The following is a 17,698-nucleotide window of genomic DNA, read 5'->3' as shown; positions in this document are numbered from 1 at the left end:
AAGTCCCCGCCACGGAGGAAAAAAACGTATGAGTTCCACGCCCGTGTCCGAGAACCTCGCCGCCGTCGCCGAGCACGCGGCGGAAGTGCTCGGCCTGCCCGACGGCGAAGTCGACGCCGACGCGTTGCTCAGCGAGCTCGGGCTGGAGTCGTTCACCGCGGTGCGTTTGCGCCGGAGGCTTCTCACGGAACTGGGGCTGGACCTTCCGCTGACCGCGTTCCTCGGCGGGGCGACCGTGCGCACCGTGGCGCGGGGTGAACGCGATCCGGGCTCGGCCGTGGACGAGCCCTTCCCGCTCACGCCGATCCAGTCCGCCTATCTGGTGGGGCGTGAACCGTTGTTCCCGCTCGGCGGGGTGGCGACGTTCTTCTACCACGAGTACGACCGGACGGCCGAAGATCCGGAGGCCGACCTCGCCGCGTTGGAGGCGGCGTGGAACCGGGTGGTGGCCCGGCATCCCATGCTGCGCATGGTCGTCACGCCCGACGGGCGGCAACGGGTGCTGCCGGAAGTGCCCGAGTACCGCATCGAACGAGCCGACCTGCGCACCACGGCGGATCCGGAAGCCGCGCTGACCGCTCTGCGCGCCGAACACTCGCATCAGGTCCGCCCGGCGGACCGGTGGCCGCTGTTCGACATCCGCGCGACCCTGCTGCCCGGCGGCCGCACCCGGATCCATGTCGGCGTCGACGTCCTCGCCTCGGATCTGGGGGGCTGGTTCCGGCTCATGCGCGAATGGGGTGTCTACGTCGAAGACCCGGACGCGGTGCTTCCCGGGCAGACGACCACGTTCGCCGAAATGTTGCGCGGCCGCGCGGAAGATCCCGCCGAGCGCGAGCGAACCGAAGCCGACCGCCGCTATTGGACGGAAAGGGCCCTGCCGCCCGGCCCGGCCCTGCCGTGGCAGGCTTCGGCGGCCGAACTCGGTGTCCCGCGGTTCACACGCAGGCAAGGGTGGCTGGAGCAGGCTGAATGGACGTCGTTGCGCACCCGCGCCGCCGCGCACGGCTTGAGCCCGACAGGTGTGCTACTGGCGGCCTTCGCGCTGGTCCTTGACCGTTGGGGGGCCACCGAGCCGTTCAGTCTCAACACCACGCTCTTCGATTCGCCCGCGGCCGATCGCGCTCCCGGATCGGAAGACGTCATCGGCGACTTCACCACCACCGTCCTCGTCGAGACGGTGGTCCCGGATCTGGCTTCGTGGCAGGGATTCGCCGGCTATGCGGCCGCGGTCAACCGGCGGTTCTGGGCCGATCTGGAGCATCGATCGGTGTCCGCCGTGGAGGTCGCGGAGCGGCCGGACGAGCTGACCGCCGCGCCCTCGCACCCCGTGGTCTTCACCAGCGGTGTCGGGCTGGCGGGCGAGGGACCGGCACACGCCGACTGGCTGGGGCGCGAGGTGTTCGGAGTGTCGCAAACGCCGCAGATCCTGGTGGACCACATCGTCTACGACGAGGCGGGGCGGCTGAAGATCGCCTGGGACAGCGTGGACGGCGCCCTCGCTCCGGACGTCGCGGACGGGATGCGCGACGCCCACGTGCGGCTGCTGCGCCTGCTCGCCGTCGACGACGACGCGTGGACCGACCGGGCCCTGGGCTGGGACCCGGCGTTCCTGCCTTCGCCGCCGCTCACCGCGGCCCCGTATCCCGGCGCGGGCCCCCTGCTGGACGGCCCAGTTCGCGAGGCCGCATCACGTCACGCCGTCGAGCCCGCGATCCTCGCTCCCGGCCGGACACTGACCCACCACGAACTCGCCGTCCGTGCCGGGCGGATCGGGGCTTCGCTGGCCGGAGCCGGGCTGGGCCCCGGTGATCTCGTCGCCGTCGTGGCGGACAAGGGCGCCGACCAGATCGCGGCGATGCTCGGGGTCAACCGCAGCGGTGCCGGTTACGTCCCTGTCGAACCCGGCTGGCCGGACGCCCGGGTCGCCGCGGTCTGCGAGCGGGCGTCGATCAAACACGCCGTGGTCGCGCCGGGAACCGGCACCCGGTGGCCTGAAGGGACGATCGTGCACCGGCTCACGCCGGAGGGTGTCCTGCCCGGCGCCGCCGGTGAGCCGCGGATCGCCGAACCTTCCGATCTCGCCTACGCCATCTTCACCTCGGGATCGACCGGGACTCCCAAGGGCGTCGCGATCGAGCACCGTGCCGTGCGCACCACCCTCGACGATCTCGCCGAGCGGTTCCCGCTGCGCTCCGGCGACCGAGTGCTCGGATTGTCCGCCTTCAGCTTCGATCTCTCCGTTTACGACGTCTTCTCGGTCCTGGGCGCCGGTGGCGCGGTGGTCCTGCCCGACCTTGGACGCCGGCGCGACCCGGGTCACTGGCTTGAACTCATGGCCGAACACCGTGTGACGGTGTGGAACACCGCGCCCGCACTGCTGGAGATGCTCGTCGAGTACGCCGAGATCGATCCCGAGTCGGCCAGGTCCGCGGTCGAGAGCCTCCGCCTGGTGTTCCTGTCCGGCGACTGGATCCCCGTCACGCTGCCGGACCGGTTGCGTGCCCTGGCGCCCGAAGCGCGGGTCGTCTCTCTCGGCGGAGCGACCGAGGGCTCCATCTGGTCGGTCTGCTACCCGATCGAGGCCGTCGATCCGCTCTGGCCGAGCATTCCCTACGGACGGGCCCTGAGCGGTCAGTCCTTCCACATCCTCGACTCGGAAGGCTCGCCGTGTCCCGTCGGGACCGCGGGTGAACTGAACATCGGTGGTGACGGGCTGGCCCGGGAGTACGTCGGTGATCCGGTGCAGACCTCGCAACGTTTCGTGCGGCACGACATCCTCGGGCGGCGGCTTTACCGCACCGGCGACCTCGGCCGGTGGCGCCCCGACGGCACGATCGAATTCCTGGGCAGGGTCGACCGGCAGGTCAAGATCCGCGGGCACCGGATCGAACTCGGCGAGGTCGAATCCGTCCTCGACCGCGCTCCCAGCGTGCGCAAGTCGGTCGCGAAGGCCGTGCCCGGACCGGACGGCCGTCCACGTCTGGTCGCCTTCGTCGCTCCCGCAGACCCGGCGGCCCCGCCGTCCGACGAGGACCTGGTCGGGTTGCTGCGCGCCTCGGTGCCGGAGTTCATGGTGCCCAGCCGCTTCGTCCATCTCGCCGAATTCCCGGTCACCGGCAACGGGAAGGTGGATTACGCCGCACTGGACAATCCGTACCGTCGTGCGGCCGTTCCGGTGCCTGTCGCCGACCGGGTGACGGAGCCGACGCCCTCGCGAGCCAAGGAAACGGTCGACGATCTCGGTGTGCTGGTGGAATCGGCGGGCGCGCGCGGCCTCGGCGTGACGATCACGGTCGACGCCGGCAGGCTCGGCCCGGTGGAGGCCCTCGCGGCCGCCGCGGACTGGGCTTCGGAGGCGCGCGAACGGGCCTCCGCGAGGGGTTTCGATCTGGTCGAGCGGCTGCCGGAATCCGGTGTACTGGCGATCGATCTCGGCCGGTCCTGGATCGCCCCGCCCCCTGGCACGGTTGTCGTGGAGTCCCTTGTGGACTTGCCGGATCCCGTCGTGGAGCGCGCGGTGACCGAGGTGCTCGAAGACCTTCTCAAGACCACTGTGGACAGCCGTAAGCCCTTCCTCGAACTCGGGGCGACCTCGCTCACCCTGGTGCTGGCGCACCGCCGCATCGCCGCGGAGCTGGCGCCGGGCCTGACGGTGGTCGATCTCTTCACCCATTCGACCGTGCGCGATCTCGCCCTCTTCATCAGCCGACGCCGGCAGGAGGCCGGGCCTCCTGTGCCGGGCGCGGGCAAGGAGGACGACGTCGCGGCTCGCCGCCGGGCCGCGCGGGCGCTGGCCGCCGAGGTGGCCCGATGAGCCCCATCGCGGTCACCGCCGTCGCGTGCCGCTTCCCCGGCGCGTCCGACGCCGACCGATTCTGGGAGTTGCTGCGTGACGCCCGAGAGGGACTTCGCCGGTTCACCGAAGACGAACTGGACGCCCGAGGCGTTCCGGCCGCACTGCGGCGTCATCCCGACTACGTCCCCGTCGGCGGGATCATCGACGGGCAGGAACTGTTCGACCCGCTGCCCTTCGGTCTCACCGACGCCGAAGCGGCCTTGATGGACCCGCAGCAGCGGCTGTTCCTGGAATGCGCCTGGCAGGCGCTGGAACGCTCCGGCCACGGCGGTGGGACGGGCGTGGGTTCGGTCGGCGTCTTCGCCGGAGCGGCGCAGAGCGCGTATCTGGCCGGAAACCTCGCCGGACGCTGGGATCCCACGGGCGGCGGGGCCGATCCCCTCGGCAGCTTCCAGACCGCGATGGCCACCCAGCCGGACTACCTGCCGTTGCAGACGGCCTATCGGCTCGACCTCACCGGGCCCGCGATCAGTGTCAACACCACCTGTTCGACGTCCTTGGTCGCCGTGCACCTGGCCGCGCAGGCACTCCAGTCGGGGGAGTGCGACATGGCGGTGGCGGGCGGTGTGTCCCTGATCGTGCCTCAGGGGCACGGCTATCGGTACGTGCCGGAAGGGATCTTCTCCGCCGACGGGCGTGTGCGGTCCTTCTCCGCGGAAGGCACCGGGATCGTATATTCCCAGGGTGTCGGGGCAGTGGTGCTGCGCAGGCTGGACGACGCCCTCGCCGATGGCGACCCGATCGCGGCGGTGCTGCACGGCAGCGCGGTCAACAACGACGGCGCGGGCAAGGCAGGGTTCGCCGCACCTTCCGTACGCGGTCAGGCGAGGGTGATCGCCGAGGCGCTCGCGGTTTCGGGCATCGACCCGCACGAGGTCGGGTACGTCGAGGCACACGGCACCGCCACCCGGATCGGTGACCCGGTCGAGGTCACCGCGCTGCGCAAGGCTTTCGGCTCCCAGGGGCCCGCCTGGTGCGGTCTCGGCTCGGTGAAGAGCAATATCGGTCACGCGAACTCCGCCGCCGGGATCGCGTCCTTCATCAAGACCGTGCTCGCTCTCCAGGAGCGCACCTTGCCCGCCACGCTGCACTCGCGGCCGTTCAACGACCGGCTGGAACTGGCCGGATCGCCGTTCGACGTCGTCACCGAGACCCGGCCGTGGGACACCCCGCCGTACGCGGGGGTCAGCTCGTTCGGCGTCGGCGGCACCAACGCCCACGTCCTGCTCGGTCCCGCGCCGGACCGTCCCGCTCCCGAACCGGATCCGCGCCCACAGGTGCTGGTGTTCTCCGCACACGAGAAAGCCGCGCTTCCCACCAGTGCGGATACCGGAGAACAGTGGGCGGACGTGGCGCACACGCTCCAATCGGGCAGGCCCCGGCTGAAGCACCGGGTGGCCGCTGTGGCGCTCGGCGACGGCGCCGTCCGGTTCGGTGCCCCCGTCGTCGCCGACGGGCCGCCACGGGTGGTGTTCGCCTTCCCGGGAGGCGGTAGCCAGCGGGCGGGAATGGGCGCGGACCTCTACGCCGCGGAGCCCGTCTTCGCTCGCTGCGTGGACGAGTGCGCCGGTCTTTTCTCCGGTCACCTGGGCACCGACATCCGGTCCGTGGTGCTGGGTGGGGATCAGGCGGCCGCGGAGGCCGCCGCGACCGGGTTGCCCGCCCTGTTCACCGTCTCCGTGGCGACCGCGCGCCTGCTCGAATCCTGGGGGGTCCGGCCCGACGCGGTGCTCGGGCACAGCCTCGGCGAGTACGCGGCGGCCGTCGTGTCCGGTGCGCTGCCCCTGCCCGAGGCGGCCCGGCTGGTCGCGGCGCGCTCCACCGCCATGGCCCAGGCGGCCGGCGGCGGCGCGATGCTGGCCGTACCGCTGGGAGAAGACCGGCTCACCGGCCTTCTCGCGCGACATCCCGAAGTCGATCTCGCCGTCGTCAACGCACCCGAGGCGTGTGTGGTCTCCGGACCGGCCGCCGCCGTCGACGCGCTGGCCGCTTCGTTGTCCGGCCAAGGGATCAGGCCGACGCGGCTCCGGCTGGATTCCGCGGCCCATTCCCGGCTCATCGACCCCGCGCTCGGCGCCATGCGAACCGCGGTGCGTGGCTTGACCGCGGGCGTCCCGCGGCTGACGGCGGTCAGTTCGCTCACGGCGGCCCCCGTCGGCGGCGAGTTCGCCGATCCGGAGCACTGGGTGCGGCAGCTGCGCGAGCCGGTGCGGTTTTCCGCCGCCCTCGGCACCGTCCTGGCCGTTCCCAGCCGCACGGTCCTTGTCCAGGTCGGCCCCGGCGCGACCCTCGCCGCGTTGGCCCGCGGGCGGGGTCTCGCGCACCTGGCCGCCACGTTGACCACGTTCGACACCGAGAACGGCGGTGCGGACCTCGCCGCGAGCCGAGCGGCGCTGGGCGAGTTGTGGGCTCACGGAGCGGACGTGGACTTCGCGGCCACGCACCGGCCTGGACGCCGCCGGGTCGTCGCACCCGGCTATCCCTTCCAGCGGCGCGGGCACTGGATCGAGCCCGCCGAGCCGGATATCGACGAGTCCGCCGGGGAGCTTCTCCAGGTACCCGTGTGGCATCAGCAAGCGCCGCTCGCGGCCGGCCGGGTGGACGGCACCTGGCTGGTCATCGGCGAAGGCCACGAGCCCGTCACCGAAGCACTCACGCACGCCGGTGCGCGCGTGGTGACCGAGGCCGGCGGCGAACCCGTGAGGGGAGTGGTCGTCCTGGTCCCGGCGAGTCACGAACCCGAAGACGTCCGCACGGCCGTCTTCGCCCACGCCGCGGTCGCCGCGCTGCACCCGCGTCCCGAGGTCTTGCTGCAGGTCACCATCGGCGCCTGCCGGGTCGACGCGGCGGACCGGCCCGCTCCCGCGGGGGCCGCCGCCCGGAGCCTGCCGAGGGTGATCGCCCAGGAAACACCCGGTCTGCGCTGGTGCACCGTGGACGTCACCGACACCACCGCCGAGGCGTCGGCGGTGGTCGCGGAGCTGGCCGGCCTGCTCGCCCCGGACGCGCGGCCCGGGGCGGAGGTCGCCTTGCGGGACGGCAGGCGCTTCCTGCGTACTTTCGCGCCGTTCCCGGTGGTTCCCGAAGCGCCGTCGGTCGAAACCGTCCTCGTCGTCGGCGGTCTCGGGGACGTGGGAACCACGATCGCGCGGCACTTCGCCCGGCACGGGTCCCGTGTCGTGCTCACTTCGCGGTCCGGCGACGATCCGGACCGCCTCGCCCCAGTGCGGAGCCTGGTCGCCGACGGCCACGACGTCTCCGTCCGGGTGGCCGACGCGGCCGACGCACGGGCGACCGGGGCGGTGCTGGCCGAGGTCCGCCCCGGGCTGGTGGTGTTCGCGGCCGGTGTCGTCGCCTCGGCCGACCTCCGCCCGTTGCGCGCGATCGGCCCGGAACACGTGGACGGGCACCTGCATGCGAAAGCGGCCGGGGTGCTCGCCCTGAGCGCCGCGATCGACGCGCTCCCGGCGGAAGCGAGGCCGCGCACGGTCCTGTTGATGTCGTCGGCCGGGACGCTCGTCGGCGGGATCGGCACCGGCCCGTACGCGGCGAGCAACGGCTTCCTCGACGCCGTCGCCGAAACCCGTCCGGACAGGGACCCTCGCTGGGTCAGCGTGGTCTGGGACGCGTGGAAGGTCGGTCCACTGGGGACGGACCGCGAGGTCAACCTCGACTTCGCCCTCGACGCCGCTACGGGCATGGCCGCTCTCGACGGTGTCCTCACCGCCGCCCGCGCCGGCCACGCGCCGCCGGTGGTCGCGGTGTCCACCACCGATCTCCGCGCCCGGACGCGCCGCGCGGCAGTCTCCGCCGCGCGCCACGTCAAGACGCAGAGCGGTGAGCTGGACCTGATCGAAACCGTCGTCGCGCGGATGTGGTCGGAGCTGTTCGGCGTGCCCGTCGAAGCCGGGGACGCGGACTTCTTCGCCTTGGGCGGGCATTCGCTGGTGGCGACCCGCATGCTGGCCGCGCTCGGTGAGCGCTACGGACTCCGGCTCGGTCTGCGCGACCTGCTGGCGGAACCGACCGTGAAGGGCCTGGCCGCTCGAATCGCCGCGTACGCTGGAACGACGCCGAGTCCGTCCGCGACCGTGGCGGGGAACGCCAACGACGCCCTCGACGCCGACGGCACTTTCGGGATGACGCGAGTGCAGCACGCGTACTGGGTCGGGCGCGAAGGCGGCTATTCCCTGGGCGGGACGGCCTGTCACTTCGCCTTGGAGTACGACTGCCCGGATCTCGACCTGGACCGCTACGAGACGGCGTGGAACCGGGTCATCGACCGGCATCCGCTGCTGCGGGCGATCACCACGCGCCAAGGCCGGATGCGCGTGCTCGATCACGTGCCGCGCTACCGCGTCCGGTCCCTGGATCTCACCGCCGCTGATCCGGGCAAACGCGAGCAGCGCCTGTCCCGGTTGCGCGAGCAGGTGTTCCGGCAGCCGGGCCCGTCCGACCGCTGGCCTCTGGTCCAGATCCGCGCCGCCCGGCTGCCTGGCGGCCGGACCAGGCTGTTCCTCGGCTTCGACGTCCTGATCTGCGACGCCGGCAGCTACTGGATCATCGACCGGGAACTCCAGCACTTCTACGAAAACCCCGGCGCGGAACTCCCCGAAGTGGGTATCACCTTCGCCGAGTGCGTGTCCGCGCTCGAAGCTCGCCGGGACACCGAGGAGTGGAAGCGCGCGGCACGCTACTGGCGGGAGCGGCTGGACACCCTTCCGGAAGCGCCCGCCCTGCCGGTGGACATCACCGTCTCCGGACAGGCGCGGTTCGTCCGCCGGTCGGCCCGCCTCGACCGTGAGGAGTGGGCCGCGTTCAAGGCCGCCGCGGCCCGGCACGGCGTCACTCCTACCGCGGCGTTGCTCGCCGCCTACACCGAGGCCCTCGGTGACTGGGCGGAGGAGGACCGGTTCGCGGTGACCCTCACGCTGTTCGACCGGCCCGCCGTCCACCCGGCCGTCGATTCCGTTGTCGGGGACTTCACTTCCTTGCTGCTGCACGAAACCGATCGCACCGGTGCCGATTTCGCCGCCCACGTCCGCCGCACGCAGGACACGCTGTTCGCGGATCTGGATCATCGTGAGTTCTCCGCGCTGGAGGTCCTGTCCGAACGGGCCGCCCGGAACGGGGCGGTCGCGTCGGTGCCGGTCGTGTTCACCAGCGCGGTCGGCCTGGCCGACGTCGTCGGCGATCGTGACCTGCAATGGGCGGGGGAGCAGGTCGGCGCGCTGAGCCAGACGCCGCAGACGTGGCTGGACCATCAGGTCCTCGAACAGCGGGGCGAACTGCTCGTCCAATGGGACGCGTTGGAGCCGGTGCTCCCACCCGGTGAGGTCGACCGCGTGTTCACCGCCTACGCCGCGCGCCTGCGTGAGTTGACCGACGCGGCGGCCTGGAACGGTTGGCCGACGGAAGACGTGGCCATCACCCTCCGGGAGGGAACGGGCGACCGGACCCTGTTCCTGCTCCACCCTTCCGGCGGTGACGTGCTGTGTTACGGCGGGTTGTCCCGCGCGCTGGACGAGCGGCTGACGGTCGTGGGGATCATGGACCCGGGGCTGATGGGACACGCCGCCCCCACCGATCTCACCGTCCTGGCGCGCCGCTACGCCGAGGTGCTGCGCCGGGTGCAGCCCACCGGGCCGTATCTGCTCGGCGGCTGGTCCATGGGCGGCAGTCTCGGCCACGAAGTGGCTCGCGTCCTGCACGAGCAGGGCGCCCGGATCGAACTGCTGGTGATGTTCGACTCCAACGACCCGGCCTACATCACCCCGGTCACCGGCGATGTCGAAGGCGAGGTACTGGTTCGGCATCTCGGCGCGCTGGAAGCGTTCCTGGACATCGACCTCGGTCTCGGCGACCCCGGACGGCGGGACGCGTTCCTCGCCCTCGACCGGGAAAGCCGGCTGCGGGAAGCCACCGAATGGTTGCGGGCACGCCGGATCCTCGGCGCCCGTGAGGCACTGGGTGACCGGGTGGCGGTCTTCGAGCGGCATCTGGCGGGGCTGGCCGCCCACCGGCCGCGCCCGCTCACCGACCCCGCGACCCGCACCGTCCTGGTGCGCGCCGATCGGCGGTCGACGCGCAACAGCGGGATAGGCATGGGGGTCGACGACACCCCATCCGGTCTGAGTGACCTTGGCTGGTCGGCGCATCTGGCGGTACCCGCGGAGGTGACGGGGATCGACGACGACCACTACTCGCTCATGCGGGGCCAGGGCGCGGACGTCGTCGCGCGTCTGCTCGACGAAGCCGTCAAACCCTTCCTGTGACCGACATCGAGAACGGAGCCACCGTGTCCGCCGAGCTGATCGCCTCGCTGGCCGAACACCCTTGGATCGACGCCGCCCGGGCCGACGGAGACCTCGTCCGGCTGCGGCCCGCCCGGGCCGCCACGGCGGTCCGTCCCGAACCGGGACCGCTGATCGCGGAGTACCTGGAACAGTGGGGGGAGGTCTACGACTTCACCTATTCGGCGGGTTCGGGAGCGCGAAGCGACGAGCCGGACTTCGCCGGGTGGAAGTCCTCGGAAACCGGTGAACCGTTCTCCGCCGAGCACATGACCGACTGGGTGGACCGGACCGTGGACCTGGTGCTCGCGCACAGCCCCCGGTTCGTGCTGGAACTGGGCTGTGGAACGGGGTTGCTGGCCCGGAAGCTGAGGCCGCACATCGAAGGCTACGTCGGCACCGACGTCGCCCAGGCCGCCGTCGACAGGTTGGCGGCGGAGGCGGCGCCGGGGCACGCCCAAGTCCGGGCGGCGGCTCACGAGGTCGCCGCGCCGGCCGTGCGCGCGGCGATGGCCCGCGCCGGTTTCCCCGCCACGGGCCCGGATTGCGTGCTGCTCAACTCGGTGACCCAGCATTTCCCCAACGTCGACTACCTGACCGCGGTGGTGGTGGACGCCTTGAGACTGCTGTCGCCCGGCGGGATCCTCGTGGTGGGCGATGTCCGGGACGCCCGGCTGCTGCGGGCACATTACGAGCGGATCGAGGCCTTGTCCAATCCGGACCCCGCCACCCTGGCGGTGCGCGCCACCGCCCGTGCGCGCCGGGACGACGAGCTCAACTTCGATCCGGCCACCCTCGCCGAGGCCGCGGCGAAGGCGGGACGCCCGGTGCGCGTCACCGTCCACCCCAAACAGCTGACCGAGGACACCGAGCTGGTGCGGTATCGCTTCGACGCGGTCCTTTCGGTGGACACCGCACCCGCCGCCCGTCCCGGATCCGTTCCTTGGGAGGGCGTCGCCGCTCTTCTGACCGCGGTCGATTCGGGTCGCGCGGTCCACGTGCCTGGCATCCCCAATCGGCTGCTGTCCGGTGACGCCGGCGGCGTCACCGCCCGCGAGCTGGCCGACGTGCTCGCGAACCGGGACGCCGTGGTGCTGTTCGACCCGCGGAACCCGGCGCTGCTGGAGGTCGTCGCGCCGGCTTCCGTCGCCCCTGTCGGGGTGGAAGACCTCGCCGGGAGCGCGATCGCACACGAACCCTTCGCCGGATTCCTGACCCGTCGTCTCGGCGAAGTGGTGCGAAGCGCCGCACGCAGGCGGAAGTCCCCGGCGCCCGCTGTCGCGGTCGATCCCGACCCGCTCGCCGCGGCGGCGCGTGCGGCGGACGCCGCTGTCGACCACGCGGACGCCGCGGAGGTCCCGGCCTTCCTGGGCGAGCTGGACCGGATCGCGGTGCGGGCCATGGCCGCCACCCTGGGCAGGGCGCGGGCGGAGGGAACGGCGGACGAGTTCGCGGACGCGCTCGACGTGGCTCCCCGGCACCGCTGGATCCTGCGGCGGTGGCTGGCCGCGCTGACGGAGGAGGGCATGGCTGTCCACCACGAGCACGGCTACCGGCTGCCGGTCCCGGTGTCGCGGGCGGAGCTGGAGGAAGCCATCGGTGGTCTCGACCGCGTCCGGGACGGGATGGGCTATCCGCCCGCGATGACGAGGTTCTTCCAGAGCGTCTTCCGGTATCTGCCCGAGTTGCTGCGCGACGAGGTGGCGTTGCAGTCGTTGCTGTTCGCCGACGGTGAGACGGACACGGCCGAGGGCGCCTACCGGGACAACCCGGTCAATCGCTACGCCAACGGTGCCGTCGCGCAGCTGCTGCGGGCACAGGCCGAGTCGGTGGACGGGCGGCAGGTGCGGGTGCTGGAGGTCGGCGCGGGTGTCGGGGGAACGACCGCCGACGTGCTGGCCGCCTTGGCGGACAGGCCCAAGGACTACCTGTTCACCGACTTGTCCAGGTTCTTCCTGTCCGACGCCGAAGAGCGCTTCGCCGGAACGGAAGGCGTGCGGTTCGGCCTATTCGACATCGACGGCGACCCCGCGAGCCAGGGAGTGGCGCCGGGAACGCTCGACGTCGTGCTCGGCGCGAACGTCCTGCACAACGCCCGCGACCTCGGCGCCACCCTGCGCTCGTTCCGGGAGTCGCTGAACCCCGGCGGGCTGCTGGTCTTCGTCGACACGAGCCGCGAGATCCGGCACATCCTCGCCTCGATGCAGTTCTTGATGTCGCCCCGGCCCGGCCGGGACCGGGCTGGTTCGGGGGATTTCCGGGCGGGTACCGATCGGATCTTCCCCACCGAGGCGGAATGGATCGCTCGGCTGGCGGACGCCGGGCTCGAACCGCTGGGTTCGCTGCCCGCGCCCGGGCATCCGCTGCACGCGGTCGGGGTCCAGGTGTTCGCGGCGGTCCGGCCCGCGCGCTGAGGGCGGACCGCCACGACTGAGTGCCCTGCTCCGGCCAAGTACATGAAGGCCCCCTTCCTTGCGCCAGGCGCAAGGAAGGGGGCCTTCATGTACTTGGGAACTCGGACAAACAGCGGCTAATCAGACGCGCTCAGGAGCCGAAGGCGGGGCCGAGTCCGGACCGGAACAGATCGCCGTCCATCCAGACCGCGGCCCTGACCCCGTCGGCGGCACCGAGCGCGACCAGCGTGGTGGCGTCGGGCAGGCCCGGCAGTTTCGCCATGTCGCCCGCCGCGGCGACCCCCGGCACGGTGGTCAGCCCGGTTTCGTCGACCTTGACCGTGCCGTCGGGAAGGATCTCGCAGCCCAGCTGCTCGGCCAAGGCCGACTGCCGTCCGCTGGGCGCGCGATGGAAGATCGCTTCCCGGCGCACCTCGTCGCCGTCGGCGAAGCGGATGGTCAAGTCGCCGGGTGTCCCGGTGATCTCCGCGATCTTCTTGTCCACGACCGGAACACCTCGCTCGGCCGCGGTCACGGTGATCCGCTCGGGAAGCGGCGCCGCGCCGTCGGTGCACAGCACCACGTCCTCGCTGAACCGGTCCGCCAGGTAGAGCGCGAGCATCGCCTGTGCGGGTTCGTGGGCCACCACCGCCAGCGCTTTGTCACGTACTTCCCAGCCGTGGCAGAACGGGCAGTGGAACACACTGCGCCCGAACCGCTCGGCGAGGCCGGGGATGTCGAAGGGCTCGTCGACCTGCCCCGTGGCCAGGACGATCCGCCTGGCCCGTACCGTTCCGCGCCCGGCCAGCTCCAGCTCGAAGTCCCCCTTGGTGCCACGGGCGGCGACCACCAGGTCGGTCCGCACCTCCACACCCGGGTACGCGGCGAGCTCCTCTCGGCCCAAGGCCAGGAGCTCCTGAGGAGCGAAGCCGTCACGGCTGAGGTACATGTGCATTTCGGAAGCGCGCTCGTTGCGCGGCTTCCCACCGTCCACCACCAGGACCGAGCGCCGTTGCCTGCCGAAGACCAGCGCCGCGCTGAGGCCGGCCGGTCCTCCGCCGATCACGATCACGTCGTACATCAGTGCTCTCCCTTTCGCCAGACCAGAACTCCAGCGGGCGGACCGTCCACCGGTTCGCAGCCCGCGTCGAGGAGTTCGGTGTTCAGCGTCTCTTCGGACACCACGAACGAGGGGAACGACACCGCGTCCTCCGACACGAGCCGGTCACCCTCGTGCACCCGATAGGTCATCGTCCACAACAGACCGTCGCCGTCCACGGTCGCTCCGGCGACCGTGTCGTACCGGCGGCGCCCCAGTACACGGCCCGGGATCGTGCTCGCCGGTACGGCCACCGCGGAACGCGGCATCGGCACGTCCACCACGACGAGACCACCGGGACAGAGCCTGGGAATCCAGTGTGCCCACAGCGTCCGGCGATCCGCGGGGGAGAAGTGCGTCAGAACGTTCAGCAGCACCACCGCGTCCAGGGTCCCCTCAACCTCCGCTCGCAGCGCGTCTTCGGGCAGCACCGTCACCGGTGGAGCGTCCAGGGCCGCCAACCGGGTGGTCAGGGCCGCGCGCATCACCGCGGCCGGCTCGACGGCGTACACCTCTCCGCCTTCGGGCAGGTTCGCCAGGAGGGTCTCGGTGAACTGGCCCGTCCCGGAGCCGATTTCCACTACTCGCCGGACGTCCGTGAGCAGTGCCGTCAAGGCCGACCGGAGGGCGTCGCGGTGCGCGGTGGGGAAGATCAGGTCGTAGTACTGGGCGTTGACCGCATACCCGGCGGCGCCGGTGGTGTCGGTGACGATCGGTTCAGGGCTCATCGTGGGGTCACCTCGGGAAGTTCCAGTGTCGTCACCAGGGGGTCGGCCGCCAGTACGGCCGCCGTTCGATGGGGGTCGAGCACTTCGGCGGCGTGATGCGCGCCCGGGCGTACCCGCCCCGCGAGCAGGTCCACGGCGGCCGACGCCGCGACCACGCCGCTGAGCTCGTAGGAATCGGCCGTCCGCAACAACACCCGTCTGCTGGTGCCGCCGGAGCCCGCCGGTGGGCGGGCGTGGGCCAGCACCGCGTAGTGCCGTCCGCATTCGGCCACGTCACGCCGGGCCGCTTCGACGACGGCGTCCACGTGGTCTTCGACGGGGCCGCCCGCGGCCCAGGCCTCGGCGAGGGCCTCCGGCAGGTTCTGCGTCGCGTAGACGGTGTAGTTGCGCAGTTCGGCCACGTCCAGCGCGGCCGCCAGCGAAACCGCCTCGGTGGACAGGAAAGGCCAGGCATGCACCCGGCCTCGAAAGCCGGGCAGGGACACCGACCGGAGCGGGTTCAGCGCGTGTTCGACCATGGCGCCGTCCCGCCACCCGGCCAGGGCGTGCCCGAACCGGGGGCCCCGGGTCATCAGCGTGTCCACCGCCGACAGCGCGCTGATCTCGACCGAACCGCCCACGTAGACGTCCAGCCGCCCGATCGAGCCGGTCCCGGCCAGCACTCTCGGCAGCAGCCCGGACAGGCCGGGCATCAAACCGGCCGAGAAGACCGCGGGCAGCGACCGAAGTTCCGGCGGCGCGCCGGTCGTCAGCGCGTCCAAAGCCACCGCGTCGCCGGCCGCGTCCACGTAACCCGCACCCGCGCGCAGTGCCGACCGCGCCACGACGTCGAGCACCCGATACGAGGGACCCGCGCAGTTGACGACGACCGAACACCCGGAGCTGAAGGCTCGCAGAGCGTCCGGTTCGCCGAGATCGACCGCGAGTGCCTCGGACGCGCCCGGGACGGCCCGCGCCCGGTCCAGGACACGGCCGCCGACCCGCACCGCGTGACCGGCCGCGGAGAGCCGGTCCACGACCACCCGGCCCACTGTGCCCGCGCCGCCGAGGACACCGATCACTCCGCTCACGCTGTCGCACCGTGCGCGGCCAGCGCCGCCGCCAGCCCGGCGACCGTCGGGTCGTCGAGGAACTCCCGTACCGGCACGGGGGTCCCGAGGCTTTTGGCCAGCCGTCCCAGCGCTCGCACCGCCAAGAGGGAATCCCCGCCCAGCGCGAAGAACCGGGCCGAACGGTCCAGCACCGGCACTCCCAGCAAGTCCTCCCACGACTCGGCGACGACCTCCTCCAACGTCGAGGAGAGCGGCCCTTCGGGCACCACGCGATCCGTGTCGTCGTAGCGGCCGAGCAGCAGGCCCGAACCGGTGGCTTCCGCCGGGGCAGGCAGGTCGATTTCCCGGTCCCACCCGTCGCCGTCGGCCAAGGTTCCGACCAGCTCGACCAGTTCGGTGAACGCCGCGTCCACCTGCGCGGTCTCGAACAACTCTTCGACGAGGGAGAACACGATCGCCAGTTCCGAGCGGAGTTCGTAGACACGGGCTTCCAGCGCCACCTGAGGTGTCCGCAACTGGTGATGGAAGTCGCCGAAGTCGAGCGCGCCGAGCGGTCCGGCGGACTCGGGATGGGCCACGCCCACCGCGGCGTCCATGCTCAAGGTGCTCTGGAACACCACCGGTGCGACTGGCCGGTGGGTGCCACGCCGGCGGCCCAGTTCCCGCGACACCTCGACACCGGTGATCAGGTTGTGCGCCGAATGCTCGCTGAACCGTTTCTGCGCGGCCAAGGCGAGCTCGGCGAACGTCGCGCCTTCGGTGAGCTCGGTGGGCAGCAGCATGGTGGCGGAGAACGCGCCCACCACCCGGTGCACGTCGGGATGCAGCGGCAAGCGGTTGAGCTGCAAGGAGTTCAGCAGCATCCGCCGGTGCCCGGCCCAGCGGGCCAGTACCACCGCGAACGCCGTCGACAGTGCGGTGGACGGTGTCACGTCCCGTGCCGCGCACCGGTCACGCAACGCAGCCCACCGGCTCGCCGGCAGATGGGCTTCCCTGGTCTCCATGGTGGTGGCGTGTACTTCGCGGGGGTCTCGGATCAGCGGCAGCGCGGGTGGCTCGGGCATCGTGTCGAGCTGTGACCACCACCACGATCGGTCGGCTTTCCACTCGTCACTGTCGGGCAGGCTCGCGACGGAGGTTACGTAATCGCCGAAGTCCATGCCCAGCGGGGGCAGCACGGCGTTCCAGTCCGCCGCCAGCGCGACCAGTTCGCGGAAGAGGAGCGTGGACGACCAGCCGTCGAACACCAGCAGGCTCATGCTCGTGTGCAGCCGCGCGTTTCCGTCCGGCAGCAGGCTGAGCCGGACGTCGATGCCGGAGCCGCGTACCGGATCCGGTCCGGTGGAACGCATCTCCGCCCGCACTCGGTCCAATATGGATTCGACGGTGCCCGGATCCGTGTCGCGGAGGTCGTACACCCGCGGGACGGGCACCGCGCCGGGCGCGTCCTGCGGCAGCACGTACTGTTCGCCCTCCGCGGTGACACGGGCGCGCAACATCGGCTGGTGCGCCGCCAGCCTGTGCAGCGCGTCGGTGAGCGAGTCCTCGGCTTCGTCACCGTCGATGTCGGTCAGCCTGACGTCGACGTAGAAATGCGCCGACTCGTATGACAGCTCCCAGCCGTCCTGCTGGCCGACGAAGTAACCCTGTTGCAACGGGCGCAGGGGAAACGAGGCGTGCGGATCCGTCTGTTTGCGGAGTTCGACAGGCAGGGCCCGGGTCGTGTCGCCGGCTCCTGTCCGCCGGCGCACCAGTTCCGCCAGCTCGTTGAGCGTCGTCTCGACCCCGATGTCCGACAGCGCGAGCACTACGCCGAGGTGTTTGCGGAGCAGGGCCGCCATGCGCACCGCGAGCACCGAATCGCCACCCAGTCGCAAAAAGGTCGTGTCCGGGTCGATCGGCCGGTCGCCGAGATCGAGAAGGTCGGCCCAGATGCGGGTCAGGGCGGGCAGGACGTCGGTCGAAGCGTCTGCGGGCGTGGTCACGGTCTGCGGCTCCTCGCGGGTCGGTTGGTGAGAACGGCCGGCCGCGAAGAGCGCGCGTACACGAGGTTGCTCGGCAGGGACCCTGTGGCGGGCAGGCACCTGGAACCTACACGAAAACGACTATCGTTATCGATACTGTGAGATGTGCCTTGTTTCGTGAGTCGCTCGGCTGTGGCGGGATCTCACCAGTTCAGGCCAGGGTGTCCGGGATCGTGGCAACCCGAAGGGGCCGACCCGGCGGGTGGATCAGCGAAGCCGGAGAACGATCTTGCCGTGAGTGTGCCGTTCG

At 71.6% G+C, this 17,698-nt stretch carries 7 protein-coding genes; 3 read left to right on the top strand and 4 right to left on the bottom strand.

What is annotated here, in order from left to right; all coding sequences use genetic code 11:
* The first annotated feature begins 28 nt into the window (after positions 1-28).
* Genes ACFOSH_RS43540 through ACFOSH_RS43530 form a run of 3 tightly spaced genes read left to right on the top strand, consistent with a single transcriptional unit; the run spans position 29 to position 12,566 of the window.
* Positions 29-3,817 carry an amino acid adenylation domain-containing protein gene (locus ACFOSH_RS43540; RefSeq protein WP_378247598.1) on the top strand — a complete coding sequence of 1,263 codons (3,789 nt, stop codon included), beginning with the start codon at positions 29-31 and terminating at the stop codon, positions 3,815-3,817.
* Positions 3,814-10,134 (top strand): SDR family NAD(P)-dependent oxidoreductase, encoded by a 6,321-nt coding sequence (locus ACFOSH_RS43535; RefSeq protein WP_378247596.1) that lies wholly within the window; start codon positions 3,814-3,816, stop codon positions 10,132-10,134. The genes ACFOSH_RS43540 and ACFOSH_RS43535 overlap by 4 nt, the downstream gene beginning before the upstream one ends.
* Positions 10,131-12,566 (top strand): methyltransferase, encoded by a 2,436-nt coding sequence (locus ACFOSH_RS43530; protein WP_378247594.1) that lies wholly within the window; start codon positions 10,131-10,133, stop codon positions 12,564-12,566. The genes ACFOSH_RS43535 and ACFOSH_RS43530 overlap by 4 nt, the downstream gene beginning before the upstream one ends.
* Positions 12,567-12,696: 130 nt before the next feature.
* On the opposite strand, the gene ACFOSH_RS43525 is transcribed toward ACFOSH_RS43530, so the two are convergent.
* The 4 genes from ACFOSH_RS43525 to ACFOSH_RS43510 are packed head-to-tail and all read right to left on the bottom strand — an operon-like array spanning position 12,697 to position 17,409.
* Positions 12,697-13,626 (bottom strand): NAD(P)/FAD-dependent oxidoreductase, encoded by a 930-nt coding sequence (locus ACFOSH_RS43525; RefSeq protein ID WP_378247592.1) that lies wholly within the window; start codon positions 13,624-13,626, stop codon positions 12,697-12,699.
* On the bottom strand, positions 13,626-14,372 hold the full coding sequence (locus ACFOSH_RS43520; protein WP_378247590.1) for a class I SAM-dependent methyltransferase: 747 nt from the start codon (positions 14,370-14,372) through the stop codon (positions 13,626-13,628). The genes ACFOSH_RS43525 and ACFOSH_RS43520 overlap by 1 nt, the downstream gene beginning before the upstream one ends.
* Positions 14,369-15,442: a saccharopine dehydrogenase NADP-binding domain-containing protein gene (locus ACFOSH_RS43515; RefSeq protein WP_378247588.1), complete on the bottom strand. Its 1,074-nt coding sequence runs from the start codon at positions 15,440-15,442 to the stop codon at positions 14,369-14,371. The genes ACFOSH_RS43520 and ACFOSH_RS43515 overlap by 4 nt, the downstream gene beginning before the upstream one ends.
* Positions 15,439-17,409 carry a phosphopantetheine-binding protein gene (locus ACFOSH_RS43510; protein ID WP_378247586.1) on the bottom strand — a complete coding sequence of 657 codons (1,971 nt, stop codon included), beginning with the start codon at positions 17,407-17,409 and terminating at the stop codon, positions 15,439-15,441. The genes ACFOSH_RS43515 and ACFOSH_RS43510 overlap by 4 nt, the downstream gene beginning before the upstream one ends.
* Positions 17,410-17,698 lie beyond the last annotated feature (289 nt).

The organism is Amycolatopsis speibonae, from assembly GCF_042647925.1.
Classification (GTDB): domain Bacteria; phylum Actinomycetota; class Actinomycetes; order Mycobacteriales; family Pseudonocardiaceae; genus Amycolatopsis; species Amycolatopsis speibonae.
This window is presented reverse-complemented; position numbering and strand designations above follow the sequence as displayed.